The sequence below is a fragment of the Ensifer sp. MJa1 genome (genome assembly GCF_037026475.1).
Classification (GTDB): domain Bacteria; phylum Pseudomonadota; class Alphaproteobacteria; order Rhizobiales; family Rhizobiaceae; genus Ensifer.
The window spans coordinates 203,770-227,317 of the sequence record NZ_JAKUMO010000001.1 but is presented as its reverse complement, the minus strand read 5'-3'; the positions used below and the strand labels follow the sequence as shown (position 1 = coordinate 227,317).

Genomic DNA, 23,548 nt, shown 5'->3' with positions numbered 1-23,548 from the left:
GCGGCAAGCGCGCCACCGCCGCTTGAACAGCAAAGACCACCGTGCTTCGCTGCCTTGAACAGCTTTCCCGAACAGGACACCCGCCATGATGCGCCGCTTGATCCTCTGCTGCCTCGCCTTCCTTGTCATCGCCGGACAGGCAACCGCAGCCCTTGCACCGAATTACCAGCGCGCCCGCGAACTGAACGCCGTCGTCAACGCGGTGGCCGCCGCCGTGCCCAAATACCCGATCGACAAGATCATCAGCCAGGGTCACGACCGCTACGCTGTGGTGGCGGGCAAGTGCAGGCTGATCGCCAGGATCGTCAGCCTGCCGTCGAAACCGGGCCTCGGCGGCCCGCGCCAGTTCGAGGTGGTGCTCGACAAGCCGGATTGCGATTGAGGTGGAGCGACAGCCCTCCTACAACCGCCACCCATGGCTGATGACGAAGCGCGCCGTCTCGCCCGGCTTCATCGCCTGGTCACCATAGGCTTTCAACATCTGCCCGTCCGCCAGCGCCAGCGTCAGCGCGAAGCGTTCGCCTTCGAAGGTGCAGGTGCTGACGCGAAGGGCGATGCCCTCGCTGTCAGCGCTCACATGTTCCGGCCGCACCAGCACATCGCGCAAGGGCTGCTCGGCGGCCTCGGCCTTGCCCATGCCGGCAAGCACGCATTTGAGGGTCGGCCACTCCAGCGCCCGTGGCGCATCGCCCGGCAGCGCCAGCCGCAGCACCGCGCCGCGGCCGATCAGGCCGCCGACGATGGCGCCTTCGGGTCTTGCGTAGATCTCGGCCGGCGGCGCCATCTGCATCAGTCGCCCCTCGGACATGACGGCGACGTCGGTGGCAAGCGCCATTGCCTCGGCCTGGTCGTGCGTCACATAGACCATGGTGGCGCCCGAGCGTTCGTGGAAGATGCGGAAGGTCTCCTCCATCGACTTGCGCAGGTGCTGGTCGAGATTGGCGAGCGGCTCGTCGAGCAAGACCACATCGGGCGAGGTCACCAGGCAGCGCGCAAGGGCCACGCGCTGGCGCTGGCCGCCGGAAAGCGCTGCCGGACGGCGATCGGCGTAGTCGGTGAGCTTCACCAGCGAAAGCGCCTCGCCGACGCTTCTCTTCCAGGCTTCGCCGGAAATGCCCCGGACCTTGAGCGGATAGCCGACATTTTCGGCGACCGTCATATGCGGCCAGAGCGCATAGGACTGGAATACCATCGCCATGTTGCGCCTCTCCGGCGGTAGCGCCAGCGACGCGTCGGAGAGCCGCCTTTCGCCGAACTCGATCGAGCCGTCGCTTGGGCGCTCGAAGCCGGCAATCATGCGCAGCACCGTGGTCTTGCCGCAGCCTGACGGCCCGAGCAGCGCCAGGAAGCCGCCCTCGCGCACCTTAAGCGACACATCCGACACCGCCGGCCGGCCGCCGCCGAAATGCTTGGTGAGGTGATTGAGGATCAGTTGCGCCACGGTAGTACGCCTTCCGGAAGATATTTTGCCAGCGCCTCGAGCGCCGCCATCAGCAGCATGACCATCACCACGACAAGCACGGAAAGTGCCGCGGCAAGATCCGACGAACCGCTGTCGTCGAGATTGAAGATGGCAACGCCGAGCGTCTGGGTGCCGGCCGACCAGAGCAGCGCGGAGACGGTCAGCTCGTTGGCGGCAATCAGGAAGACGAGGATGATCGCCGCTCCGGCCGCTGGCGCCACCAGCGGCAGGATCACGTCGCGCATACGCCTTAAGAATCCCGCACCGGCAAGCCGCGCTGCCTCCTCCAGCGACGGGTCCATCTGCAAAAAGGCGCTCATGACCGGCTTCAGGCTGACGGCCAGGAACGAGGAGAAATAGGCGATCAGGATGATCCAGATGGTGCCGTAGAGCGAGACGTTGAGGACCGGCAACGGGGCTGCGAAGGTGAGGATGAAGGCGACGGCCAGCACGATGCCGGGCAGCGCATAGGGGATCTCGATGAGAATGCCGAGCAGATTGGCAAGCAGGCCCCTGCGCCGGGTCATGAGGTAGGCGGCCGGCACCGAAACCGCGAGCAGGCCGAGCGCGGCGGTGGTGGCGAGGAACATCGAATTGCCGAACGCCTTCAGCGTCATCGACTGGCGAAAGAGGATCTCTTCGTAAGCCCGAAGCGACACGGTTTGAAAGTTGAGCGGCACGCCATAGGCCGGCACCAGTGAGCTCGCGATCAGCGCGGCGAGCGGCGCCACCAGCACGAAGAACAGGATCGCGACCAGCAGCAACTCCACGGTGAGCCGCAAGTGCCCGAGCGAAAAGGCGGCATTGGCGCCGGAGAGGCCGATGATGCGGTAATCCCTCCCCGCCAGCGCCCGCTGCTGCAACATCAGCTCGGCTGCGGCGATCACGGCAATGAGGCTCGACAAGAGCGCGATCTCGCCGAAGGTGCCGGCGCCGAAGCTCGCAAGTCTTGTGTAGATCAGCGTCGGCAGCACCTCGATGCCTGCGGGAATGCCAAGGATCGCCGGAATGCCGAAATTGCCGACGCCGGAGACAAAGGCGATCGCGGCACCGGCGATCAACCCCGGAGCCGAGAGCGGCGCGACGATATCGCGGAAAACGCGGAACGGCGTGGCACCGGCAAGCCTTGCCGCCTCCACCCCGTCGCGCGGCGAGGCCGAAAGCCCTGATTTCAGCGCCAGGAAGACCAGCGGCGCATGCTGCACGCCAAGAAGCAGCGAAATGCCGGCGAGCGAATAGAGCGGCTGCGGGCTGCCGAGCGGCGGCGCGATCCCGAGCGTCTTTAATAGCGGGCTTGCGGGCCCGGTCATTTCCACCCAGGCAAGGGCCGTCACCTGCGGCGGGATCATCATCGGCAGCATGAAGGCGAAGCTGAAAGCGAGCTTCCCGCGCACATCCGTCAGGCCCACGGCAAAGGCAAAGAGCGCGCCGATGGCGACGGAGACGACCATGCCGCCGCTTGCCGTGAGCAGCGTGTTGCGGATCGCAGCGAAGGTGGCTGGCTCGGTCAGCACGCCGATCGATTGCCCGGAGACGAGCCCGGCAAAGCCGGCCCTCGCCAGGCTGAGGAGTGGCAGCAGGCTAAGGAGGAACAGGCAGCCGAGCACGAAGGGCACCAGCCAGCGCGGTTCGGCAGCAGGGCTGGCTCCTGCCCTCGCCTGCCCGCTCCTGGCCTGCCCGCGCTTGGCCCGCCCGCTCTTCATCGCCTGAAAGGGAAAGCGCAGCCAGCGGTGCCGGCTGCGCAGGTCATTGCGTTCGAGCATTCTTGAGCGATCAGTTCGTGCCGAAGATGCCGGAGAACGTCTTGAGGTCACCCTCGGAACTCTTCACCGCCGCAGCAGCGTTGACCGGCAGCACCTTGATCGTTTCGCGCGCCGGATAGCCCTCGGGTAGCGCCACGCCGTTGCGGGCCGGGATATAACCCATCTTCACCGCAACCTTCTGGCCTTCTTCGGACAGGAGGAAGTCGACGAACTTCTTGGCGGCGTCGACGTTCCTGGCGGTCTTCAGGATGCCGACCGGCTCGGTCACGGCCGAAACGCCCTCGGCCGGGAAGACGAACTCGACAGGCGCGCCCTTGGCCTTCTCGCGGATCGCCATGAAATCGACGAGCATGCCATAGGCCTTCTCGCCGGTTGCCACCGCCTTCAGCACGCCGCCATTGCCGCCGGCAGCCGTTGCGCCGTTTTCGGCGAGCGCCTTGTAGTAATCCCAGCCGAGAGCGTCGATGCCGGTCAGCGTCTGTGCGTGGATGAGGGCCGCACCCGAGGTCAGCGGGCTCGGCATGGTGACGAGACCCTTGGCTTCGGACTTCACGAGATCCTGCCAGCCCTCAGGCTTCATCGCGGCAGACGTGTTGTAGACGATGCCGGTGGTGATCATCTTGGTGGAATAATAGGCACCGTCGGCATCATAGAGCGAGGCGTCATAGCCCGCTGCTTCCGGCGACTTGTAGCCTTCGAGATGGCCGGCTTCCTTCAGCCGCTGCATCGTCACCGTGTCGGCGATGAGCAGCACGTCGGCGACCGGATTGCCGGCCTCGATCTCGGCCATCAGCTTGGCCATGATCTTGGTCGTACCCTCGCGCACCCATTCGACCTCGATGCCCGGATTGGCCGCCTGGAACGCGTCGACGGTCGCCTGCGCATCCTCGTTCGGCTGACTGGTGTAAAGCACCAGGTTCTCGGCATAGGCCGCGGTCGAAAGCAGGCCCGCGACCAGCGCGCCGGCAATGACGGAAACGAACGATTTCATGAATTTGCCCTCGTGTTGAAACTGGCGCCGAGGGATAGAGCCACCCTTTTACAGGGGTGTGACAGACCAGGTGTCAGGGTGCACGAAAGCGACCGACGGGGTCGCCACACATGCACTGGTTCGCAAAAAAAATTGCGGGCGATGTCACACCAGCCGTTCCTGTCTCGTCATGGTATCGGAACCAACGAAAGGAAACGGAACCATGACTGCCAAGGTTGATCTCTTTGCCGCCGCTCCCGCCCTGATGAAGAGCTGGACCAGCGTCTCGATGGCCGTTGCCGCGAGCCTTGATGCCACCATTATCGAACTCGTGAAGATCCGCGCCTCGCAGATCAACGGCTGCGCCAACTGCATCAACATGCACACCCAGGAAGCCCGTGCGAAAGGCGAGACCGAGCAGCGGATCTACCTGCTTTCGGCCTGGCGCGAGGCGCCCTGCTATTCCGATCGCGAGCGCGCCGCGCTAGGCTGGACCGAAGCGCTGACCCGGCTTTCGGAAGGCCACACCCATGGCGAGGCTTATGAGGCGCTGAAGGATCATTTCACCGAGGAGGAACAGGTGAAGCTCACGCTGATGATCAACGTCATCAATGGCTGGAACCGTCTCGCCGTCGGCTTCGGCCTCTGGGTCGAGCCGGCTGACGCCAAGGCCGCGCAGGCTGCTGCCTGATGGCGGAGAGCCAGACCCCGGACGCAGCGGCGATCTTCGACCCGCTGCGCCCGAAACTCATCCGCGTTGCCTACCGCATGCTCGGCTCGGTTGCCGATGCGGAGGACATGGTGCAGGAGGCCTTCATCCGCTGGATGGGGGCCGACCGCACGGCGGTGCGCGAACCCGAAGCATTTCTGCGCCGCACGGTCACCAGGCTCTGCCTCGACCAGTTGAAGTCCGCGCGGCTGAAGCGCGAGACCTATGTCGGCCCCTGGCTGCCTGATCCGGTGGTCGAGGAGGAGCCGGAAGACGATGTCACCCTGCCGCTGATGCTGGCGCTGGAACGGCTGTCGCCACTCGAGCGCGCCGCCTTCCTGCTGCACGACGTTTTCGGCCAGAGTTTTGACGAGGTCGCAACAACGATCGATCGCGACGCCGCTGCCTGCCGGCAACTGGCTGCCCGCGCCCGCACCCATGTGCGTGACGAACGGCCGCGCTTTGAGATCGAGCAGCAACGCGGGCTCGAACTCGCCAACGCCTTCTTTGCCGCATCGAGAAGCGGCGACATGAGGACGCTTGGCGCCATGCTCGCAGCCGATGTCAGCGTGCATTCCGATGGCGGCGGCAAGCGCCCGGCCGCGATGCAGCCGATCCTTGGATTCGACGCCGTGATGAAGGTGCACGAGCAACTGGCGGCCCTCTTTGCCAAGCACGGCTCGACGCTGGTGCGAGCCGGCTTCATCAACGGCCTGCCCGGCTTTGTGACCCGGGAAGCCGATGGCGAACTGCAGACGACGGCACTGGAGATTAAGGACGGCAAGGTCGTGGCGATCTACGTGGTGCGCAACCCGGACAAGCTTACGCATCTGCATTAGCCCTCCGCCATCATGGTGGCCGCGCACTGCTTCCAAACGGAAGCAGTGCGTCCGGGTACCGGCGCCTGAGCTCAGGCCGCCTGCTCGCGCCCGGCGCCAGCAGCTTGCGGGATCCGCGCGATCACCTTGATCTCGAAGTCGAAGCCGGCGAGCCAGTTGACGCCGATCGCGGTCCAGTTGGGATAGGGCTTTTCCGGGAAGATGCGGTTCTTGACGGCCATGAAGGTCTCGAACTGGTTTTCCGGATCGGTGTGGAAGCTGGTGATGTCGACAATGTCGTCGAATGTGGCGCCAGCCGCCTTCAGCGTTGCCTCGAGATTGTCGAAGGCGCGCTCGACCTGGCGCTGGTAGTCCGGCTCGGGCGAGCCGTCCTCGCGGCTGCCCACCTGGCCGGAGACGAAGAGCAGATCCTGTGACTGGATGGCTGCGGAGTAGCCGTGCGCCTCATAGAGCGCGTGGCGGTTTGCCGGGAAGATTGCGTTTCGTGACGTCATCGGTCTGGTCCTTTCTAAAAAAATCCGGGGCGCAGAAACGGGCGCGCTCTGCCGGCTCGGCAACGCTTCACAAAACCCGCTTCATTTGATATACGCCGCGTATATGAACTAACCAAATACGACGTGTATGTCAAATTCATATACGTGTCGTATGCGAATTTGAGGACAGCATGGCCAGACGTCGCCAGGAGACGATGGAAGAAAACCGGGTGAAGCTGATTGCGGCCGGCCGCAAGGCCTTCGCCGAAAAGGGCTATGCGGCCGCCTCCATGGATGAGCTGACCGCCGATGTCGGGCTGACCCGCGGCGCGCTCTATCACAATTTCGGCGACAAGCGCGGGCTGCTTGCCGCCGTGGTCACTGAGATCGACGGCGAAATGGCCGCACGCGCCAAGGAGATCGGCGCAGGCGCTGGGGATCACTGGCAGGGCATGCTTGCCGAGGGTGCCGCCTATATCGAGATGGCGCTCGACCCGGAGGTCCAGCGCATCGTGTTGCTCGATGGCCCGGCCGTGCTCGGCGATCCCTCGAAATGGCCAAGCCAGAACAGCTGCCTGGTGGCGACGCAGCGCTCGGTCGAGCAACTCCTGGAAAAGGGCGTGCTGAAGCCGGTCGATCCGGAGGCGGCAGCCAGGCTCTTGAGCGGTGCCGCGCTCAACGCCGCCCTCTGGGTCGCTGCCAGTGACAATCCCAGCGACGTGCTGCCAAAGGCAATCGACGCCTTTCAGACTTTGGCTTCGGGCTTGCTGGCGGCTCGCTGAACCGGGGGCCGCCGACGTCAGCGCCGCTACCCGGCCCTTTCCCCCACCAGCTCCCAGAGATCGATCTTCGCCGCGCGGCCCTTGACCTGCACCGGCCCGATCGCACGGAAATCGAAGACGTCGGCGGCGGCCTGATGCACGTCGCCGCTGACGAGGATCGAGGTGTTGTATTCCTTGTTCAGCCCTTCGAGCCTTGAGGCGACGTTGATGGTGTCGCCCATCGCCGTATATTGCTGGCGCGAAACCGCGCCGATGCTGCCGACGACGGCCGGGCCGGTGTGAAGCCCGAAGCGGGTGAAAAGCTCGGGCCGGCCCGCCTGGCGATTGCTCGCATTCAGGCGGTCCACACCCGCCTTCATCGCCAGCGCGCAACGACAGCCATTCTCGATGTGTCTTGGATCCTCGACCGGCGCGTTCCAGATGACGAAGATGGAATCGCCGAGATACTGCACCACGGTCCCGCCGTGCTCTTCGGCAATGGCGTTCAAGAGCTCGAAATAGGCCGAGAGAATATCGACCACGTCCTCCGGCGAATGCTGCTCGGAAATGGTGGTGAAGTCGCGGATGTCGGTGAAGAGCGCCGTCACCTCCTGCCGCCTGCCCTTGACCACCGCCCCGCCTTCGGGGTCGATAATCCGCCGCACCACTTCGCGCGGCACGTAGAGCGCAAACTGCACGATGGCGCGGCGACTGGCGGAAAGTGCCGCCCCGAGTGTGTTGATCTCGGTGATCCAGGAATGCGCTACGCCCTTGCCGGCAAAGTTCAGGTCGCCGATCCGCCGCGCCTCGTCGGCCAACCTGTAGAGCTTCTGGCTGACCACCCGCGACAGCATCAGCGAGCCGAGCACGCCGGCCACCAGAAAGCCGGCGGCAATCATGAGGTTGCGCACGAGCAGGCGGTTCGCCTGCGACACGAGATCATCAAGCGGCACGACGATGGCGACCGAACTCCCCTTGAACAGGCCGTCAAGGCTGACCGGGGCGACCTGCGCAAGATAGCTCTCGCCATCCAGATCGATCTCGGCAAGGCCGCCATTGGCGTAGCGCGGATCCTTGCGCAGGCGCGCCACAGCTTGCACCTCCGAGTCGCGACTGCCTGCATCGGCACTGCGACCGCCTGACCAGGTTCCGAGGATCCGGCCCATGATCGACGGATCGGAATGGGCAACCAGCATGTCGCCTTCGCCGATGATGAAGGAGCGGGCGCGCGGCGAGATCTCTCGCGGATCGAGCAGCCGGCTGACGGTCTGCAGGTGGATGTTGACGCCGACGACGACCCGGCGGTCATCCTTCATCGAGGCCGCCAGTGCAAGCGTCGGAACCTTCACCGTGCCGGTGACGAAGGGCCCGACGGAGACCGGCCCGCCACTTTGCAGCGCGGCCTGATACCACGGGCGCTGGCGCGGATCGAAAGATGTCGGTTCGGACTTCGGCTCGCCGATCGGCCTCGTCTCGCGGTCCAGGAACTGAAGGGTCGACAGAGCTTGCAAACCCTGCCTCGGCGTGATCGTCCTGATGGCAAAGTTCGCCTCTGCCGGCGCTGAAAGGCTCTGGCGGACATAGTCCCTGCCGGTGTTGATCAGCTGCAGGTAGGAGCCATCGGGATAGCCGGCATAGATGCTCGTCGCGTTCGACACGCTGCGCAGCACCTCCACGAAGAACTGCCGCTTTTCCATGAGATCCGCAGGCGGCGCGGAAATGAGTTGCGGCACCGTCGATCCGAGCCCCACGGCCTCATGCCCGCCTTCGAGTGCGTTTCTGTAGCCCTCGATCAGCCGGAAGCTCATCTCGCGCATGTGCTTGGCGCCGGCAAGGACTGCCGCCTCCCGGCCCTGGCTGAACGCCATCCAGATGATCGGCATCGCCGTCATGAGAAGCAGCGCCACGACGAGAACGCTGAGATGCACTCTAAGGGGCCTGGACCACTGCACGCGACGTTCCCCAAACGCGACCTTGTTTTCAGGGACCGTATCACCGGAAGCTGCCGGCAGGAATGTGCAATGTTTCAAACAAATAGGCCATTTCGTTTAATCAGGGAGACCACGAAATGGCCCGATACGAGAGGTGGATTTCCGGGTCTTAGTTCAGCGGGATGGCGTTGCCGTCCTTGCTGTCCTGGTAGACGGAGGAGAGTTCGTCATATTTCGCCCGGATGGCATCGGCGCGGGCCTTCAGCTCGTCCCGCTGCGCCGCGGGCAGACCGTCGATCAGCTTGTGGATCGACTGGCCCTTCCAGAAGGCGTTGGTGCGGTTGTAGCCGCCCGGCTCCAGCGTGAAGACCTCTTTCAGGATCTTCAGGTCGTGCGGGATGGAGAATGCGTCACGCGAATCCTCGTGGCTGAAGAAGTAGTAGAAGTTATCGAAGCCCGCCCAGGTGATGGCTGACAGGCACATCGAGCAGGGCTCGTGGGTGGAGAGGAAGATGAGGTCGCGGCTCTCCGGCCGCTCGGTGCCTTCGATTTCGTAGAAGCGCTTCAGCGTGTGCACCTCGCCGTGCCAGAGCGGGTTTTCCGTCTCGTTGTTGGTTTCGACGAGCACGGTCGAAAGATCGGATTTGCGCATCAGCGCGGCGCCGAAGATCTTGTTGCCGGCAGCAACGCCCTTCTCCGTTGCCGGGATGATGCCGCGCTCCATGGTGGCAAGCAGCGCGTCGAGCAGTTGGTAGTTGTCGGTCTCTTGTGTCATTCCCAATGTCCTTTTGTTGGGTTTTTCAATCAACGCCAGGAAAAACAGGAAATGGCTTCCTGCCCGGAATGGCGGGGGTTAAATCAGCCCCAGAAGGCGCCTGAAGCGACGCCTGCCGGGGATTGCGCGACAAGGCGACGGGTCTAGTGCGCCTCCGCCGCAATCAGCGGCACCTCGGTGCCCTTGGCATCGTAGAGCTTGCCGTTGAGGAAGTAGTCGCCGTCATGCAGCCGGGCGATGTCCTGGTAGCGGATCGTGCGCTCGGTTGCAGCGACAAACACCGACTGCTGGTCGGAATTGCCTGTCGTCAGGTGGTTGAAGAGCAGGTTGAGCGCGATCGCCATCAGGGCTGCCGACGAGATGCCCGAATGGAAGATGGTTGCGACCCAGGCCGGGAAGTGCTCGTAGAAGCTCGGCGCTGCGATCGGGATCATGCCGAAGCCGATCGAGGTCGCGACGATGACGAGGTTCATGTTGTTGTTGTATTCGACCTTCGACAGCGTGCGGATACCGCTTGCTGCCACCGTGCCGAAGAGTACGAGGCCGGCGCCGCCGAGAACCGAGGTCGGAACCGAAGCAACGATGCGGCCCATGATCGGTAGCAGCCCGAGCGCCACCAGGAACATGCCGCCGGTCGCCACCACATAACGGCTCTTCACGCCCGTCACCGCCACAAGGCCGACATTCTGGGCAAAGGCGCTCTGGGTGAACGAGCCGAAGATCGGCGCCAGGATGCTCGACAGCATGTCGGCGCGCAGGCCGTCGCCGAGGCGGCGCGAGTCCACCTTGGTCTCGACGATCTCACCGACGGCGAGAATGTCGGCAGACGTCTCGACCAAGGTCACCATGATGACGATCAGCATCGAGATGATGGCGGCGAGTTCGAAGGTCGGGTAGCCGAAGTGGAAAATCTTCGGAAACGCAAAGACCGGACCGTTTGCGACCTGCGAGAAATCGGTCATGCCGGCGACATAGGCGATGCCGGTGCCGATGACGATTGCAAGCAGGATCGAAAGGCGCGAAATCGACGCGCTGCCGAGCTTGCTCAAGAGCAGCACGATGATGAGCGTGACGGCTGCAAGCTGGATGTTGGCAGTGCTGCCAAAGTCAGGTGCGGCCTTGTTGCCACCCATGGCCCAGAGGGCTGCGACCGGCATCAGCGTGAGCCCGATGGTGGTAATCACGATGCCGGTGACGAGCGGCGGGAAGAAACGCGTGACCCGCGAAAAGACCGGCGTGATCAGAAGGCCGATCAGCGATGCGGCGATGACCGCTCCGAGGATCGCCGGAATGCCGCCATTGCCGGAAATGGCGATCATGGTCGCCACGCCCGAGAACGAGACGCCCTGCACCAGCGGCAGGCGGCTGCCGAAGAACGGCAGGCCGATCGTCTGCAGGATGGTGGCAAGGCCGCCGGCAAAAAGCGAGGCGGTAACGAGCAGGCCGACATCGGTGGAATTCAAGCCCGCCGCCTGGCCGAGGATCAGCGGAACGGCAACGATGCCGCCATACATGGTCAAGACGTGCTGCAGGCCATAGGCGAGGTTCGCGCCGATGCTCAGCCGTTCGTCTTCGGGGTTCTGGACGGGGTTCTGGGCCGGATTCTGGGCCAAATTCTGGGTATGCGTAGTGTCCTCTGAAATGCTTGCCAAGGGTATCTCCTCCATACCATTGCGATATGTCCCGTCTCCAGCGGGACAACCAGAAGGGTAATGAAGGGCGGCAAATCTCGCTTTCCTAAAAAAGGCGAAACACCTTTCGTTTTTTCGGCGGGAATGGTTGGAGCGGAAAAATCGCAGAAATCGGCCGATTTTCGGCGTTTTCAACCGCAATTGGTCGCCTGAAAGGCACTCGCGGTGTCGTCAACGGTACATAGAGAGGAGAGCAGAGATGATTGCATTGCGCAATAGCCGCCTGGTCGCAGGCGCCTTCGTTCAGAAGGCGACGCCTGTCGAATAGGCAGAGTCCGGGCACGAACTGGCGTCAGCAGCCAGGCGAGAGCGGCACGTCTTCGCTCTCACTTGGCGGCGTTCACGGCGCCAAGCAGGTAGCCGCCGTCCCAGTGCCAGATCTGCTTGTCGTCGACCGTGACCTTGACGATCGCCTGGAAGCCGGCGAGCGTCCCGCTGCCGGCATGGAACGCACAGGTTCCAAGCGGCGGGCTGGCCGTGTCGTAGACCACGCAGTAGCCGACCGCCGAGTCGCCGTTTCCAACAGAGATGACCGCCGTGCTGCTGCTGAAGATGGGATTGGTGAGCACCGGCCCGTAATAGAGGATCTTGGTGCCCACCGGGATCGCCGCGAGGTTCGATTCCGTAATGGTGCAGAAGCTCGGGGTTTCGCCGCTGAACTGGCTGCATTCCTTGGCGATTTTCAGGGGTTGCGTGGCCGGTGCAGCAAACGTCACGGACGTTACTGCCAGGATCGCACCAGCCGACAGGATCAAGAGTCTGCTCATTGCCTACTCCCTACGGTCGAGTTGAAGCGCGGGATTCTACTCTCTGTCCCTCACCCCAGCAATTCGCCCTTCCGGGCAAGGCCGTGCCGTCGCCTCGCCGCCACCGGCAAGGTTCAGCCGACCCGAACCGAGACGGCGACGATCACCTTTTTGTTGTTGCTAAGCTGGCCGCTAGAGGCTGCAGCCCGGATGTTTGTAGAGATCGGCCTGCGAGAGATCCGGCGGGCATTCCGTGGTCTTGCCGCCTGCTTGCCCGCAGGCCGAAAGCTTGATCTGCGAGATCGCCGAATAGTGCCCCTGCGACACATGCACCCGGACGCAGGTCTTGGTGCCGTCGTTCCACCAGGTATTGTTGCCGCCGACGTCGACATAGCCGCGCGACTGCATTTCGCTTTCGGCGCCGGGGGCCCGCGCACCGACGAGATCGGCGATATCGGCCGGTGATTTGGCAAGGGTGGCGGTTGGCAGCAAAATCGAGGCTGATGCGATGATCATGACACTGATGCGCATGAGATCAATTCCTTCCGTGGCAAGAAGACCCGGTTAGCACGTCGATGTGGCAGTCTTAGCAGAGACGAAAGAGAAGTGCGACAGGTCACACTACTTCAAGATGCACCTCACCCTGGCAGCGGCGGCAGTTCCGGCGCCACCAGCCCGCGGAAGGGATCGCGCCAGGCGGCAATCTCTTCCAGTTGCGCGTTCCAGCGTGAAAGCGCCGGATAGTCGCCGATCGGCAGTCGCGCGGCGTCGTTATAGGGCAGGAACGTGCCCATGCGGAAATCGGCAAAGGAGACCCGGTCGCCGACCAGCCATGGGCGATTTGCAAGCTCGCGCTCGAGAATGGCCGCGGCCTTGTGGAAGGCGCGCAGCCCCTCCTCCGCCATCTCCTCGTCGCAAGGGCCGATGCCGTAGCGCAGCTTGGTTCCGCGCTCCCAGTGCACCATGTCGCAGGCCCTGACGAAGTTCTCCTTGCCCCAGCTGATCCAGCGGATCATGTCGGGCTCGTCGTCATCGGTGCGCCAGAAGGTCGAGCAAGAAGCGCGCGAGAGAAAACAGGCGATGGCATCGCATTCCCAAAGCGAGCGGGAGCCAAACTCCAGGATCGGCAAGAGCAGGTTCGGGTTGAGCGCCTCGTAGCGCGCCCGCTCGCTCGCCGCCTGTGGCGCGGCAAATTCGAACTCGACCTTAGCCTTCAGAAATCGGGCGGCGGCGACCGCCAGGCGAGGATTGGGGTTACGGCTGAAATAGAGCTTCATTCGGTGAGCCTCCGTTCGTGACCTTCCAAGGACGAACGAAGGCGGTTGATCCCGACACCAGAAAAAGCAACGCACAATACATGGCCGTTTAAGCCGGACTCACCTATAGCGAGGCGCACATTGCCTGATGATCGACGCTACCCGGCATCTTTCGTCGCGTGAACAATTCCGTTCTGGCTGCGTTCATAAATACGAGCGCTAGATAAGACCGCCGCTTAGGAGGTGACATACATGAAGAAGTTCGTTGCAATCAGCCTGCTGCTCGCATCGTTGATGCCGGGCGCAGCACTGGCCCAGGGCGTAGAGCTCTACATCGATGGCGGTGGCCCACGGTACGACGATGGGCGGCGGTATTACGACGAGGACTATCGCGACCGCAATTATCGCGACCGCTACTACCGCGATAACCGCGCCGATCGCCGCTATTGCACGCCGCGCCGCGCGCTGGCGATCGCACAGGCAGAAGGCCTGCCGGGCGCACGGGTTGGCCGAACCACCAATCGCTGGATCGAAATCCGCGGGACGCGCGGACGATCAATCGTCTTTGGCCTGTCACCGCGCTGCCCGATCCTCGGCTATAACGACTGACACTGAGACTGGGACTGGCACCCGGGCCCTTCCGGGTGTTTCCGTCGACGGTTTGGGCGATCCCCGCCCTCACCGTGGCGGCGCCTCTCCCTCCGCCCCGCCCGATTTCGGGAGCAACACGGGGGCAGTAGCATGAGCCTGGACTACGACATGATCGCGGCCCGGACCGGCGGCTCGTGGCCGTGGCATCGCCTGGATACTTCGCCCGGCATCCGGCCCCCGAGACCCCACAGGATCTGGTGCGGCACAATTGCATCAACCACCGGCAGGCCGGATCCGGCGGGCTTTGCGCCTGGGAGTTTACCAAGGACGAGCGCGACCTTCGGGTGCGCGTCGACGGGCCGCTCACCTTCAACACCTCCTATGCCATGGGCGATGCCGCAATCTCCGGCTACGGCATCGCCTATGTGCCCGAAGATCTGGTGGCGGACCACGTGCGTTCGGGGCACCTGGCGCAGGTACTCGATGAGTGGTCACCCAAATTTTCGGGCTACCACCTCTACTATCCGAGCCGGCGCCAGAATTCGCCCGCGTTCAGGATCGTGGTCGAGGCCCTTCGCGTCTGAGCGCGCCGCCGCCAGACCTGCCGCCCGCTTTGCCGGCTCAGAACGGAACCATGTCGTTGGTGATCGCGATCTGGCGCAAAAGCACCCGACGGATCACATGCGTCGCCTTCACCCGGTCGGTCAAGATCGCAGCATCTCCCGCAGCACCGGCCGGCAACCTTGCGGCAAAGGCCTCACTATCCAGCTTGATGCGCACGACGAACGGTGCACCCGACGTCGCCGCTCCAGCAGGCGTGCCTTCCCGGCATCTGTGAATTCGCTTCCCATATCCTGCGAAACCGATCCGGCTACCGCTCTCCCGGGTCTGACCTATTTGTTTGTGCAACGGCGATGCGACCAACCGCTCATCGCTTCGACCAGAAAGGACAGGACTATGGCACTGAAAGACATCCTCCCCGGCAAGCTTGGTTTTGGCGCAGCCCCACTCGGCAACATGTTCCGCGACATCCCCGAGAAGGAAGCGCTCGGCACCGTCGAGGCCGCCTGGAACGACGGCATCCGCTATTTCGATAACGCCCCCTTCTACGGCGCCGGCCTTGCGGAGATCCGCATGGGCGAAGCGCTTGCCGGCCGCCCGCGTGACCAATACGTCATCAGCACCAAGGTCGGCCGGGTGATCCTTGACGAGATCGAGGATGTCAGCGCCCGCGATCTCGGCGAAAAGGGCGATGTCTTCCGCTATGGCCGCCCCAACAAGATCGTCAACGACTATTCCTACGACGCGACGCTGCGCTCGATCGAGGACAGCCTGAAGCGCCTGAAGACCGACCGGATCGAGATCGCCTTCGTCCACGACGTCGCCCAGGATTTTTACGGCGACGAATGGCTCAATGTCTTCGAGACCGCCCGCAAGGGCGCCTTCAAGGCGCTCGACGGCCTGCGCGACGAGGGCGTGATCAAGGCCTGGGGCTTGGGCGTCAACCGGGTCGAGCCGATCGAGCTGCTGCTTGCGCTCGAAGGCCCGCGCCCGGACGGCTTCCTGCTTGCCGGCCGCTACACGCTGCTTGACCATGACCGTGCGCTGCAGCGCGTCATGCCAGCGGTTGCCGAGCGCGGCCTCGGCATCGTCGTCGGCGGCCCCTACAGCTCGGGCGCGCTGGTTGGCGGGCCCAACTTCGAATATGCCCCGGCCACATCAGCCATCATTGAGAAGGTGGCAAACATCAAGGCAATCGCCGACCGCCACGGCATCTCGATGAAGGCGGCCGGCCTGCAATTCGCGCTTGCCAATCCGGCCGTTGCCGCCGTCATTCCCGGCGCCAGCCAGCCGAGCCGTATCGCCGAGGATCGCGCCGCGCTCAACGAGGTCATTCCCGCCGACTTCTGGCGCGAGCTCCGCGAAGCCCGCCTCGTCAACCCGGCGGCTCCGCTGCCGGTTGCCGGCTAAACCAGTCCCGACGGTGGTTGTCCTTCGGAAATTGTCGCTGCGGGCATGTCGCGCAAAAGTGCTTGAGCGGTCTCGACAGGCAACACCTCAACGGGAACCACCGGCCCTGCCTGTCATGCGACAGGCGGGGCCGCTTCTGTCGGCTCCTCGGCCAGAAAGCGCTGCAGCCGCGGCACGACGAAATCGAGGAAGGCGCGCACGCGGGCGGGCAAAAGCTGCGCACCGCGAAACAGCGCATGGATCTCGTCGGCCTCGGTGATCGCGCTGTCGGCCAGCACCTCGACCAGTTCGCCGCGGGCGATCGGGCCGCGCACGTGATAATCGGCAATGCGCCCGATGCCGACGCCGGCGAGCGCCATGCGGCGGATGGTTTCGCCATTGTTGGTGAGCAGCGAGCCGCTCAGCATCCGCTCGACGATCCGCCCGCCCTCGCGCATCGGCCAGACCGGATTGGCCCGGCGAAAATTGAAGCCAATGCAATTGTGATTGAGCAGGTCCTCCGGCGTTTGCGGCACGCCGCGCCTTTCGAGATAGGCGGGCGAAGCCACGATCCGGCGCTTGGTCTCGCCGATCTTGCGCGCAACGAGGTTGGAATCCGGCAGCCGCCCCACCCGGATCGCCACGTCGGTGCGCTCGAGATAGAGGTCGACCACCTCGTCCGACAACGAAAGGTCGATGACGATCTTGGGATAAGCCTCCCAGAAGGCGGGCAGGATCGGCTCCAGCGCCGTCGCGCCGAAACTGACCGACGAATTTACCCGGATCAGCCCCTCGGGCTCCGCGCCCCCGTGGGCGATCTGCTGCTCGGTCTCGTCGAGATCGGCCAGCAGCCTTTGGCTGCGCTCATAATAGAACTCGCCTTCCCGCGTCAGAAGCAGCCGCCGCGTCGAACGCTCGACCAGCCGGATGCCGAGGCGGCTTTCCAGCCGCGCGATCAGCTTCGACACGGTCGACGGCGTCATCATCAGTTGGCGCGCGGCTTCAGAAAAGCTGCCGGCCTCCACCACCTGGACGAAAACCATCATCTCGCCTGCCCGGTTGTCCATGACGCCGCCTGATTTGAATTCATAGATCTGCCGCCAGATTAGCGCGGAAAACCCGGCTTGTCGCGGCGCTGCAGCGTGTCTGCGGCCCATCTGTGAATTTTCTTATCAGATCCTGGGAAGCCTCGCCGTCTACTGCCGAACCGCCCGTCGTGAGATCTCTTGTCTCAAGCAAACCGTCCAGTCCCGCTTGAGCGACAAGAAAGGATCACCGAGATGTCCAGCACCGCCGAAGCCACCCTCGCCCCGCAGACCGCCGCATTCGATTTTTCCAGCCTGCGCCAGCAGATCGGCGGTGCGAAGATCGTGACCCGCAAGCGCGTCACGCCGCCGGTCGCTAAGACCTCGACGAAGCAGAACAACCGCCTGACGCTGCTCGCCCTGGCGCTGGGCAGCTTTGCCATCGGCACGTCGGAATTTGCCAGCATGGGCATCATCCAACTCTTCTCGCAAGCGATGAACATCGGCGTGCCGGAGGCAACCAGCGCGATTACCGCTTATGCCTTCGGCGTCGTCATCGGCGCGCCGCTGGTGACACTGGCGTTAGCGAGGATGAACCGCCGCACGCTGCTTCTGGCGCTGATGGCACTCTTTATCCTCGGCAACGTGCTTTCGGCGGTCGCCGCCAACATGGGCATGCTGATGGCCGCCCGCTTCATCAGCGGTTTGCCGCAGGGCGCCTATTTCGGTGCCGGCGCGGTGGTCGCATCCTATGTCGTCGGCCCCGGCCAGGCCGGCAAGGCCTTTGCCATCGTCATGACCGGGCTCACGGTCGCAACCATCGTCGGCTCGCCGCTTGCCACCTTCCTCGGCCAGACGCTCGGATGGCGCGAGACCTATCTGGCGATCGCAGCCTTTGCCGTCCTCGCCTTCCTTGCGATCTGGGCCTGGGTGCCGCGAACCAGGGCGCTCGACGGCGTGCCGGTCGTCCAGGAGCTCTCGTCGCTCAGCAAGCCGCACGTCTGGGGCGTGATGCTGGTCGCAGCCACCGGTATCGCCAGCATCTTTGCGGTCTATACCTTCATCGCCCCTGTCGTAACGGATGTCACCGCCCTTTCGCCCGCCATGATCCCGGTGGCGCTGGCTCTCTTCGGCATGGGCATGACGGCCGGCAACCTCTTGGGCGGCAAGCTCGCCGACCTCTATCCCGCCCGTGGCATCGCCCTTGGATTTGCCGCCGCCCTCGTCACGCTCGCCGTGCTCGCACTCGGCGCGGCAAACCCGTGGGTGCTCTTCCCCACCCTCTTCGGTGTCGGTGCCGCAACCATGGCCGCCATCCCGACGATCCAGGTTCGCCTTACCCGCTTTGCGCCGGAAGCCCCGAGCCTGATGGGTGCCATGAACCTTGCAGCGCTCAATGTCGCCAATGCCGTGGGCGCCGAAGCCGGCGGTGCTACGATCGCCGCCGGGTTTGGCCTGCTCTCGGCCGTCTGGGCGGGCTTTGCGCTCACTCTCCTCGGCCTGATCCTCTTCGGCCTCACTTTGTTGTCGAAGAAGGCGCGGCAGTAAGCAGATCCAGGAAAGGTGTGAAGCGGTTTTCCTCCGAAGGCAGACACAGGATCGGTGTGCCGGCGGTCTCATCAGACCGCCGGCACATTTCGCGTTTGCCGATGTCAAAAGTTCATTGCTCCGGTGATCCGTTCGCCTGTTCCCAACGTAATGTGGCCAAGCGAAAGGACCGGCCACGTGCTTGGAGAGATCGGCAGGAAACGGCTGATGTTGCGATTGCCGCATTTACGGGCGGCGATCGCAACAACGATGTCGGACAGCATGATCGAGCTGTTCTGCGGCTACGAGCTCGCAGTCGACATGCGCGACGCGCTCACGCTTGCCGGTAACCGGCCGGATCTCGCCGAGGAATACCGCCAGATCTGCCTGGAACTGGAGGAAGAGGTCGAGACGATGCTGTGCGCGGCAGCCCTCGCACGGCGGCGCAAAGGCCGGTAGCAGGCAAGGCCGCCCCACGCCTCCTGCCCCTATTCCACCGATACATACGGCCGAAGCGCCTCGACGAGATCGGTTTCGCCCCGACGAACCTCGCCCCCGCCCCGCTCGATGTCGATCAGCCCGCCCCGCTCGTGGGCGTCGTAAATGCCGACCAACAGGCCGGCAACGCGAGCTCTCCGGCGACGCGCGTCATCAGCGCGGGCTCAAGGCTGAGCCACAAGATCCGGCAGTCCGCATCATCCTCCCAAGAGCCTTCGACGCCCGCCGGCACGATGTCGATATCCCCCGCCTTCTGCACCCGCCGCGACCGCTTGCCGCCACACGTACAATCCGCCCTGACCGGCGGACCGAAATGCATGCCGAGCCGATGCATCGCGCCGCCAGGCACATGCACCCGGCCGCGCGGAATGTGGATGAAATCGGCAGACAAGCCGCTCCACCGCCTGCCCGCGCTGGTGAACAGGATTTGCGGTGTCGGTTGGATCGACGAAGAGAGTGTCATGGCGGCTCGGGTCCGACACTGTGGAAACCGATGCTACGTCCCCATCACACCTTTAACAACGGTCGCGCCCCCACTGAAAGCGCCGTCCGGTGCTCCGGCATCCGCCACGATCTCCCGTTCCCCATCCAGCGGATAGACGGGTCGCCGCACCCGCTGAAAGTTGCGCGCGCCGATATTGGCGCTGCTCAGGCCCGTGCCGTCGATCTCGACGATCTCGGACGCGATCGGGCCGAAGGCGGCGCGGAAGTGTTGCTGCGACTTGACGACGACGATTTCATAGTCTGATGGCTCGATGCCGACGGCGCGGAAGAGGTTGCGGTCGAGCATCTGCTGACGCTCGCTGCAAATGAGGATGTCGATGCCCTCGACATGGAAGCGTACGCTCGGGCCCATGGTCGCAGGCAGGCCCTGAAACATCGGCCCCTCAAAGACGATCCGGCCATGCGAAATCGCCTGCACCCGGCCCGTGACCGTGATCGGCCCGCCGCCGACGCTGGGGTCGATCTTGCAGCCGAGCGTCACTTCACGCGTCGCACCCATGCCGGCGGCAATCAGCTCTGCTGCCACGTCAGGATCGCAGAGCGCGCCAAAGGCGGCATTGCTGACCCCGATATCGAGAAGGGCGCTGAGCACGCAGGTGGAATCGCTATAGGCGCCGCAGCCGGGATTGTCGGAGAAGTCGGCGATCACCAGCGGCCCATGCCGCTCCTTGCCAGGATGCGCCGCGACAATGGCCGGCAGCGCAGCGAGCGGCAACTGCACGTCCTGATGTTCCCGCCTGTCCCAGATCTCGCGGCAAAGCCGCCCGGCTTGCGCTTCCGCCACCGCAGGCTGAACCCGGTTGCGGTCGTAGCAGATGACAGCCGATGGCCCGGTGTTGACGATGTCGGCATCGTAGAAGCCGGCATTGATGGAGGTGGCGAGCATGCCCTCGCTGGCGGCGATCTCGTCGGCAATCTCGAGAAGTTCGGTCATGGCGCAGGCATGGGTCGTGCGCCCGTCATTGCATCCGTTCAGCATCGGCGGCTGGCGGATGGCGATCGCCGGACGGATCTCGCCGCGCATGGCACGATCGAGCAGCGCGCCCGCCTTATGGGCACATTCGGCCATATCCACATGCGGATAGGTGCGGAAGGAGACGGCAATGTGGAGCAGGCGGGCCATCTCAGGCGCGGAATTGGCGTGCAGGTCGAAGGTGGCCGCAATCGGCAGGTCCGGACCGACAAGGCCGCGCACCACCTCCAGAAGCTGAGCCTGCGCGTCGTCGGCGGTCTCGGTGCACATGGCGCCGTGGAAGACGATGAAGACGCCATCGAGGCTCTGGCCTTCGAGCGCCTGCGCGAGATCGGCGACGAAGCGCTGCCGCATCGCCTCCTCGATCCGCCCGCCGGGCTCGGCGCGCGCCGCCACCGTATAGACCGGCTGCCAGCCGTATCTGTCGCAACAATCGATGAAACCGCCGAGCTCCGAATTGGTGCCGCGGCAATGCCGCTCGATTTGCTCGCCGAGGAAGTAGTGACAGGCTTCGAAAGCCTTGAACCCCGTCGTGAGCTTCGAAAACGTATTGGTCTCCTGGTTGAATTCGAGAACGGCCACTCTGAAGCTCATCACATGCACTTTCATGTTTGGAATGGGAGATGAGACGGGCGCCGGAGAAACGCGAAAACTCCGGCGCCGCGCCTGTCGCCTGCTGTGCGATGCGGCGAGCGCAGCACACTGCATGCGAATTCGTGGGCGGGTGGAGTAAGCCTCCGCAGCCCCTGGGCGTGGGTGTGCCACTCGCCCAGCTCGAGGCAGTTTCTTGACCTTTCGGTCTCGGCTGCCTCTTACCGCTTGGATCCGGAGTTGCCCCTCACCCTAACCCTCTCCCCACAAGCGGGGAGAGGGAACGCGGCTAGACCGCTGACCTGTCACCTCGCCCACGCCACCGGAGAAAGCCACGGGGCGTGGAGGTTTTGGGCGAGCGGGTGCCACACCCTCCCTTCTCCCCGCACGCGGGGCTAAGGTGGCCGGCAGGCCGGATGAGGGGCGCTGGCGCATTGGGGGATGCAGAGGAGATGAGGAACTGCGCGCTACGCCTTCAATGCGCGCGGACGCGCCCGCCCCTGGCCTCTAGCGGAAGTATTCGCTGGTGGTCTTCGGCTTCGCCATGATGTCGAAATCGAAATACTGCTTGCGGATCCGGTCGTAGGTGCCGTTTTCCATGATCGTCTTCAGCCCGGCGTTGAGCTTGGTGAGTAGCGCCTCGTCACCCTTGCGCACCGCCATGGCGTTGCCTTCGGCCGTGTCGAGCACGAAGCTGTCGCCGACGAAGGCGCAGCAGCCGCTCTGATCCTTGGCCAGCCACTCGGTAAAGGCCATCTGCCCCTCAAGGATCAGGTCAAGCCGGCCGTTCTCCATGTCGAGAAACACTTCGCTGAGCGTCGGATAGAGCTTCACCTCGCTGTCGGGAAAGAACTGCTGCAGTGCCTCCACGGCAACCGAGCCAGACTGCGTGCCGATCACCTTGCCCTTCAGCGCCTCGGGCGAGATCTCCGTGAGACCCAGATCCTTGCGGGCGACGAAGCGCATGGCGTTGAAGTAATAGGGTGTGGTGAAATCCACTTTCGTCTTGCGGTCCGGGTTGATCGCCATCGAGGCGATCATCACGTCGAACTTCTTGGCCTGCAGCGCCGGAATGATGCCGGACCACTCGTTGGTGCTCCAGACGCAATCCACCTTGATTTCGGCGCAGACCGCCTGGCCGATATCATAGTCGAAACCCTTGATCTCGCCGGCCGACGTCACATAGTTGAACGGCGCATAGTCTCCCTCCGTGCCGATCGCCAAAGTCTCGGCGCAGGCGCCGCCAGCCACCAGCGAAGCGAGCAACAAAGCCGTCGCAGTCATGAACTTCTTTTTCATCTCGTTCCCTTTGTCCTTCGTTCCGGCAGGCCCTGAGCCTTGGCCGAAGAGGCACCCACCGGGCTCCCGCCCGATCGACCTTTCGCCGATTTTCCTGGATTTCCTGCCGATCTCGCTTGCGTTTTCGCTTTATTATGCATCGACAATGCGGGACGATACGGCCCTTCGCAATGTGAAAGAAATCATTCCAGACATCGAAAAAATTCATGTAGGCTGTGCACCGTGCGACCGCCGGAGAACCCATGCGCGACCTGCCGAGCCTCAAATCCCTGCGCGCCTTCGAGGCGGCCGCCCGCAATGGCAGCCTGACGGCCGCCGCCGACGAACTGTGCATCGGCCAGGGCGCGATCAGCCACCAGATCAGGATCCTGGAGGAGCATCTCGGGCTTCGGGTTTTCGTGCGCAAGCAGCATGGCGTCGAGCTGACGCCCGAGGGCGGGCTGCTCTACGCCTCCTGCCAGCGCGCCTTTGATGATCTCGAGGGTGTGGTCCAGCACATCCGGCCGCGCACAAGCGGCAAGATCCTGCGCGTGCGGGTCGGCCCGTTCTTCTCGATGAAGGTGATCGCGCCTCGGATTTCCGAGTTCCTCGCCGCCAATCCCGGCGTGCAGCTCCACCTTTCGCACCTTGAAACCATGACGGCAGGCACCGGCCCCGCCGACGTGATCATCGACTATTGCCTGCAGCCGCCCGCTGGCCGCTTCTCCCGCAGGCTCCTGCGCGAACGCCTGGTGCCGGTCTACGGCCGCGTTCTCTTTCAGAACGCCGAAGACAGACTGGCGCTGCTATCAGGCAACCGGCTGCACTATCGCGGCCTTCAGGAATGGCAAAGCTGGATCGCCTCCTCGGGCCTCGCGCTGCCGCGCAGCCGCCAGGACCTGATCTTCGACGACCAGCACATCATTCTCGAAGCGGTGAAGGAGGGCCAGGGCGTGGCCCTCATCGACCGCACCATGGTGGAACACGAGCTGAAATCCGGCCAGATCTGCCTGGCGCACGAGCACTTCTACGAACCGCCCGAAACCTACCAGTTCGTCTGCCAGGAAGAACTGTTGCGCACGAAGCCGGTGACGAAGAGCTTTCTCAACTGGCTGATCGCCGAGATCGAGGAACGTGAGCGACAACTGGCGGGAAGCCGGAACAGCACAGACGAGGCAAATCTCCGACTTTCACACGCATCCCGCTCTGCCCAATAGGCAGGGCACGCTCGAAGA

The 23,548-nt window shown here is 64.0% G+C and carries 24 protein-coding genes and 2 pseudogenes; 10 read left to right on the top strand and 16 right to left on the bottom strand.

Translation table 11 applies throughout. The annotated features are described in order from the left end of the window. Window positions 1–85 precede the first annotated feature (85 nt). Entirely contained in the window at window positions 86–382 is a 297-nt protein-coding gene (locus MKZ91_RS01130) for a hypothetical protein (protein ID WP_336167125.1), read from the top strand. Between the two features lie 18 nt (window positions 383–400). Here MKZ91_RS01130 and MKZ91_RS01125 read toward each other — a convergent pair whose 3' ends face one another. The 3 genes from MKZ91_RS01125 to MKZ91_RS01115 form a co-directional block, all read right to left on the bottom strand. Next, complete coding sequence (locus MKZ91_RS01125; protein WP_336167123.1) at window positions 401–1,441, bottom strand: ABC transporter ATP-binding protein; 1,041 nt, start codon at window positions 1,439–1,441, stop codon at window positions 401–403. Further along, the gene (locus MKZ91_RS01120) at window positions 1,429–3,165 is read right to left on the bottom strand and encodes an ABC transporter permease (protein WP_336167749.1); all 1,737 of its coding nucleotides are present in this window, start codon (window positions 3,163–3,165) and stop codon (window positions 1,429–1,431) included. Before MKZ91_RS01120 ends, MKZ91_RS01125 begins: the two co-directional genes overlap by 13 nt. Window positions 3,166–3,235: 70 nt before the next feature. Then, window positions 3,236–4,216, bottom strand: a complete 981-nt coding sequence (locus MKZ91_RS01115) for an ABC transporter substrate-binding protein (RefSeq protein WP_336167122.1) — start codon at window positions 4,214–4,216, stop codon at window positions 3,236–3,238. Between the two features lie 202 nt (window positions 4,217–4,418). Here MKZ91_RS01115 and MKZ91_RS01110 point away from each other — a divergent pair, with 202 nt between their 5' ends. Further along, complete coding sequence (locus tag MKZ91_RS01110; RefSeq protein WP_336167120.1) at window positions 4,419–4,886, top strand: carboxymuconolactone decarboxylase family protein; 468 nt, start codon at window positions 4,419–4,421, stop codon at window positions 4,884–4,886. Beyond that, a complete protein-coding gene (locus MKZ91_RS01105) occupies window positions 4,886–5,743 on the top strand; it encodes a sigma-70 family RNA polymerase sigma factor (RefSeq protein WP_336167117.1) in 858 nt (285 codons plus the stop codon). Before MKZ91_RS01110 ends, MKZ91_RS01105 begins: the two co-directional genes overlap by 1 nt. 71 nt (window positions 5,744–5,814) lie before the next feature. On the opposite strand, the gene MKZ91_RS01100 is transcribed toward MKZ91_RS01105, so the two are convergent. Next, a complete protein-coding gene (locus MKZ91_RS01100) occupies window positions 5,815–6,237 on the bottom strand; it encodes a RidA family protein (RefSeq protein ID WP_336167116.1) in 423 nt (140 codons plus the stop codon). 170 nt (window positions 6,238–6,407) lie between these two features. Here MKZ91_RS01100 and MKZ91_RS01095 point away from each other — a divergent pair, with 170 nt between their 5' ends. Continuing rightward, window positions 6,408–6,998, top strand: a complete 591-nt coding sequence (locus MKZ91_RS01095; RefSeq protein ID WP_336167114.1) for a TetR/AcrR family transcriptional regulator — start codon at window positions 6,408–6,410, stop codon at window positions 6,996–6,998. Between the two features lie 26 nt (window positions 6,999–7,024). On the opposite strand, the gene MKZ91_RS01090 is transcribed toward MKZ91_RS01095, so the two are convergent. The 6 genes from MKZ91_RS01090 to MKZ91_RS01065 form a co-directional block, all read right to left on the bottom strand. Further along, window positions 7,025–8,929: an adenylate/guanylate cyclase domain-containing protein gene (locus tag MKZ91_RS01090; RefSeq protein ID WP_336167112.1), complete on the bottom strand. Its 1,905-nt coding sequence runs from the start codon at window positions 8,927–8,929 to the stop codon at window positions 7,025–7,027. Between the two features lie 148 nt (window positions 8,930–9,077). Next, entirely contained in the window at window positions 9,078–9,683 is a 606-nt protein-coding gene (locus MKZ91_RS01085) for a nucleoside deaminase (protein WP_336167110.1), read from the bottom strand. A 143-nt stretch (window positions 9,684–9,826) separates the two neighbouring features. After that, the gene (locus MKZ91_RS01080; RefSeq protein ID WP_336167108.1) at window positions 9,827–11,350 is read right to left on the bottom strand and encodes a nucleobase:cation symporter-2 family protein; all 1,524 of its coding nucleotides are present in this window, start codon (window positions 11,348–11,350) and stop codon (window positions 9,827–9,829) included. 350 nt (window positions 11,351–11,700) lie between these two features. Further along, window positions 11,701–12,141: a hypothetical protein gene (locus MKZ91_RS01075; RefSeq protein ID WP_336167107.1), complete on the bottom strand. Its 441-nt coding sequence runs from the start codon at window positions 12,139–12,141 to the stop codon at window positions 11,701–11,703. Between the two features lie 171 nt (window positions 12,142–12,312). Further along, window positions 12,313–12,651: a hypothetical protein gene (locus MKZ91_RS01070; protein WP_336167105.1), complete on the bottom strand. Its 339-nt coding sequence runs from the start codon at window positions 12,649–12,651 to the stop codon at window positions 12,313–12,315. Between the two features lie 107 nt (window positions 12,652–12,758). Next, complete coding sequence (locus MKZ91_RS01065; RefSeq protein ID WP_336167103.1) at window positions 12,759–13,397, bottom strand: glutathione S-transferase family protein; 639 nt, start codon at window positions 13,395–13,397, stop codon at window positions 12,759–12,761. A 231-nt stretch (window positions 13,398–13,628) separates the two neighbouring features. Here MKZ91_RS01065 and MKZ91_RS01060 point away from each other — a divergent pair, with 231 nt between their 5' ends. Together MKZ91_RS01060 and MKZ91_RS01055 are read left to right on the top strand one after the other, a co-directional pair. Then, window positions 13,629–13,985, top strand: coding sequence for a hypothetical protein (locus tag MKZ91_RS01060; protein ID WP_336167101.1), 357 nt, complete (start codon window positions 13,629–13,631; stop codon window positions 13,983–13,985). A 146-nt stretch (window positions 13,986–14,131) separates the two neighbouring features. Continuing rightward, window positions 14,132–14,551, top strand: a pseudogene (locus tag MKZ91_RS01055) (LysR substrate-binding domain-containing protein); the annotation flags it as partial. 37 nt (window positions 14,552–14,588) lie between these two features. Here the strand turns inward: MKZ91_RS01055 and MKZ91_RS01050 are convergent. Continuing rightward, window positions 14,589–14,765, bottom strand: a pseudogene (locus MKZ91_RS01050) (efflux transporter periplasmic adaptor subunit); the annotation flags it as partial. A gap of 159 nt (window positions 14,766–14,924) precedes the next feature. Between MKZ91_RS01050 and MKZ91_RS01045 the strand changes: the two are divergent. Next, a complete protein-coding gene (locus MKZ91_RS01045) occupies window positions 14,925–15,938 on the top strand; it encodes an aldo/keto reductase (protein WP_336167100.1) in 1,014 nt (337 codons plus the stop codon). 113 nt (window positions 15,939–16,051) lie between these two features. Here the strand turns inward: MKZ91_RS01045 and MKZ91_RS01040 are convergent, their stop codons facing one another. Next, the gene (locus tag MKZ91_RS01040; protein ID WP_336167747.1) at window positions 16,052–16,984 is read right to left on the bottom strand and encodes a LysR family transcriptional regulator; all 933 of its coding nucleotides are present in this window, start codon (window positions 16,982–16,984) and stop codon (window positions 16,052–16,054) included. Between the two features lie 213 nt (window positions 16,985–17,197). On the opposite strand from MKZ91_RS01040, the gene MKZ91_RS01035 reads away from it, so the two are divergent. Then, a complete protein-coding gene (locus tag MKZ91_RS01035; protein ID WP_336167097.1) occupies window positions 17,198–18,490 on the top strand; it encodes an MFS transporter in 1,293 nt (430 codons plus the stop codon). A 104-nt stretch (window positions 18,491–18,594) separates the two neighbouring features. Here the strand turns inward: MKZ91_RS01035 and MKZ91_RS01030 are convergent, their stop codons facing one another. After that, a complete protein-coding gene (locus MKZ91_RS01030; protein WP_336167095.1) occupies window positions 18,595–18,753 on the bottom strand; it encodes a hypothetical protein in 159 nt (52 codons plus the stop codon). Between MKZ91_RS01030 and MKZ91_RS01025 the strand changes: the two genes are divergently transcribed. Then, window positions 18,752–18,928, top strand: coding sequence for a hypothetical protein (locus MKZ91_RS01025; protein ID WP_336167093.1), 177 nt, complete (start codon window positions 18,752–18,754; stop codon window positions 18,926–18,928). The genes MKZ91_RS01030 and MKZ91_RS01025 overlap by 2 nt on opposite strands. 115 nt (window positions 18,929–19,043) lie before the next feature. Here the strand turns inward: MKZ91_RS01025 and MKZ91_RS01020 are convergent, their stop codons facing one another. The 3 genes from MKZ91_RS01020 to MKZ91_RS01010 all read right to left on the bottom strand — a co-directional run bounded on the left by MKZ91_RS01020 (window position 19,044) and on the right by MKZ91_RS01010 (window position 22,334). Further along, entirely contained in the window at window positions 19,044–19,358 is a 315-nt protein-coding gene (locus MKZ91_RS01020; RefSeq protein WP_336167092.1) for a hypothetical protein, read from the bottom strand. 105 nt (window positions 19,359–19,463) lie between these two features. Further along, entirely contained in the window at window positions 19,464–21,038 is a 1,575-nt protein-coding gene (locus tag MKZ91_RS01015) for a M81 family metallopeptidase (RefSeq protein WP_336167090.1), read from the bottom strand. A gap of 504 nt (window positions 21,039–21,542) precedes the next feature. Continuing rightward, complete coding sequence (locus MKZ91_RS01010) at window positions 21,543–22,334, bottom strand: transporter substrate-binding domain-containing protein (RefSeq protein ID WP_336167088.1); 792 nt, start codon at window positions 22,332–22,334, stop codon at window positions 21,543–21,545. 242 nt (window positions 22,335–22,576) lie between these two features. Here MKZ91_RS01010 and MKZ91_RS01005 point away from each other — a divergent pair, with 242 nt between their 5' ends. Further along, the gene (locus MKZ91_RS01005; RefSeq protein ID WP_336167086.1) at window positions 22,577–23,530 is read left to right on the top strand and encodes a LysR family transcriptional regulator; all 954 of its coding nucleotides are present in this window, start codon (window positions 22,577–22,579) and stop codon (window positions 23,528–23,530) included. Window positions 23,531–23,548: the final 18 nt, after the last annotated feature.

What these genes read in the sequence shown, in the direction of transcription:
- MKZ91_RS01130 (WP_336167125.1), top strand. Translation starts at nt 86, where the DNA reads ATGATGCGCCGCTTGATCCTCTGCTGCCTCGCCTTCCTTGTCATCGCC.
- MKZ91_RS01120 (WP_336167749.1), bottom strand. Translation starts at nt 3,165, where the DNA reads ATGAAGAGCGGGCGGGCCAAGCGCGGGCAGGCCAGGAGCGGGCAGGCG.
- MKZ91_RS01115 (WP_336167122.1), bottom strand. Translation starts at nt 4,216, where the DNA reads ATGAAATCGTTCGTTTCCGTCATTGCCGGCGCGCTGGTCGCGGGCCTG.
- MKZ91_RS01110 (WP_336167120.1), top strand. Translation starts at nt 4,419, where the DNA reads ATGACTGCCAAGGTTGATCTCTTTGCCGCCGCTCCCGCCCTGATGAAG.
- MKZ91_RS01105 (WP_336167117.1), top strand. Translation starts at nt 4,886, where the DNA reads ATGGCGGAGAGCCAGACCCCGGACGCAGCGGCGATCTTCGACCCGCTG.
- MKZ91_RS01100 (WP_336167116.1), bottom strand. Translation starts at nt 6,237, where the DNA reads ATGACGTCACGAAACGCAATCTTCCCGGCAAACCGCCACGCGCTCTAT.
- MKZ91_RS01095 (WP_336167114.1), top strand. Translation starts at nt 6,408, where the DNA reads ATGGCCAGACGTCGCCAGGAGACGATGGAAGAAAACCGGGTGAAGCTG.
- MKZ91_RS01085 (WP_336167110.1), bottom strand. Translation starts at nt 9,683, where the DNA reads ATGACACAAGAGACCGACAACTACCAACTGCTCGACGCGCTGCTTGCC.
- MKZ91_RS01080 (WP_336167108.1), bottom strand. Translation starts at nt 11,350, where the DNA reads ATGGAGGAGATACCCTTGGCAAGCATTTCAGAGGACACTACGCATACC.
- MKZ91_RS01075 (WP_336167107.1), bottom strand. Translation starts at nt 12,141, where the DNA reads ATGAGCAGACTCTTGATCCTGTCGGCTGGTGCGATCCTGGCAGTAACG.
- MKZ91_RS01070 (WP_336167105.1), bottom strand. Translation starts at nt 12,651, where the DNA reads ATGCGCATCAGTGTCATGATCATCGCATCAGCCTCGATTTTGCTGCCA.
- MKZ91_RS01065 (WP_336167103.1), bottom strand. Translation starts at nt 13,397, where the DNA reads ATGAAGCTCTATTTCAGCCGTAACCCCAATCCTCGCCTGGCGGTCGCC.
- MKZ91_RS01060 (WP_336167101.1), top strand. Translation starts at nt 13,629, where the DNA reads ATGAAGAAGTTCGTTGCAATCAGCCTGCTGCTCGCATCGTTGATGCCG.
- MKZ91_RS01045 (WP_336167100.1), top strand. Translation starts at nt 14,925, where the DNA reads ATGGCACTGAAAGACATCCTCCCCGGCAAGCTTGGTTTTGGCGCAGCC.
- MKZ91_RS01040 (WP_336167747.1), bottom strand. Translation starts at nt 16,984, where the DNA reads ATGGACAACCGGGCAGGCGAGATGATGGTTTTCGTCCAGGTGGTGGAG.
- MKZ91_RS01035 (WP_336167097.1), top strand. Translation starts at nt 17,198, where the DNA reads ATGTCCAGCACCGCCGAAGCCACCCTCGCCCCGCAGACCGCCGCATTC.
- MKZ91_RS01025 (WP_336167093.1), top strand. Translation starts at nt 18,752, where the DNA reads ATGATCGAGCTGTTCTGCGGCTACGAGCTCGCAGTCGACATGCGCGAC.
- MKZ91_RS01030 (WP_336167095.1), bottom strand. Translation starts at nt 18,753, where the DNA reads ATGCTGTCCGACATCGTTGTTGCGATCGCCGCCCGTAAATGCGGCAAT.
- MKZ91_RS01015 (WP_336167090.1), bottom strand. Translation starts at nt 21,038, where the DNA reads ATGAGCTTCAGAGTGGCCGTTCTCGAATTCAACCAGGAGACCAATACG.
- MKZ91_RS01010 (WP_336167088.1), bottom strand. Translation starts at nt 22,334, where the DNA reads ATGAAAAAGAAGTTCATGACTGCGACGGCTTTGTTGCTCGCTTCGCTG.
- MKZ91_RS01005 (WP_336167086.1), top strand. Translation starts at nt 22,577, where the DNA reads ATGCGCGACCTGCCGAGCCTCAAATCCCTGCGCGCCTTCGAGGCGGCC.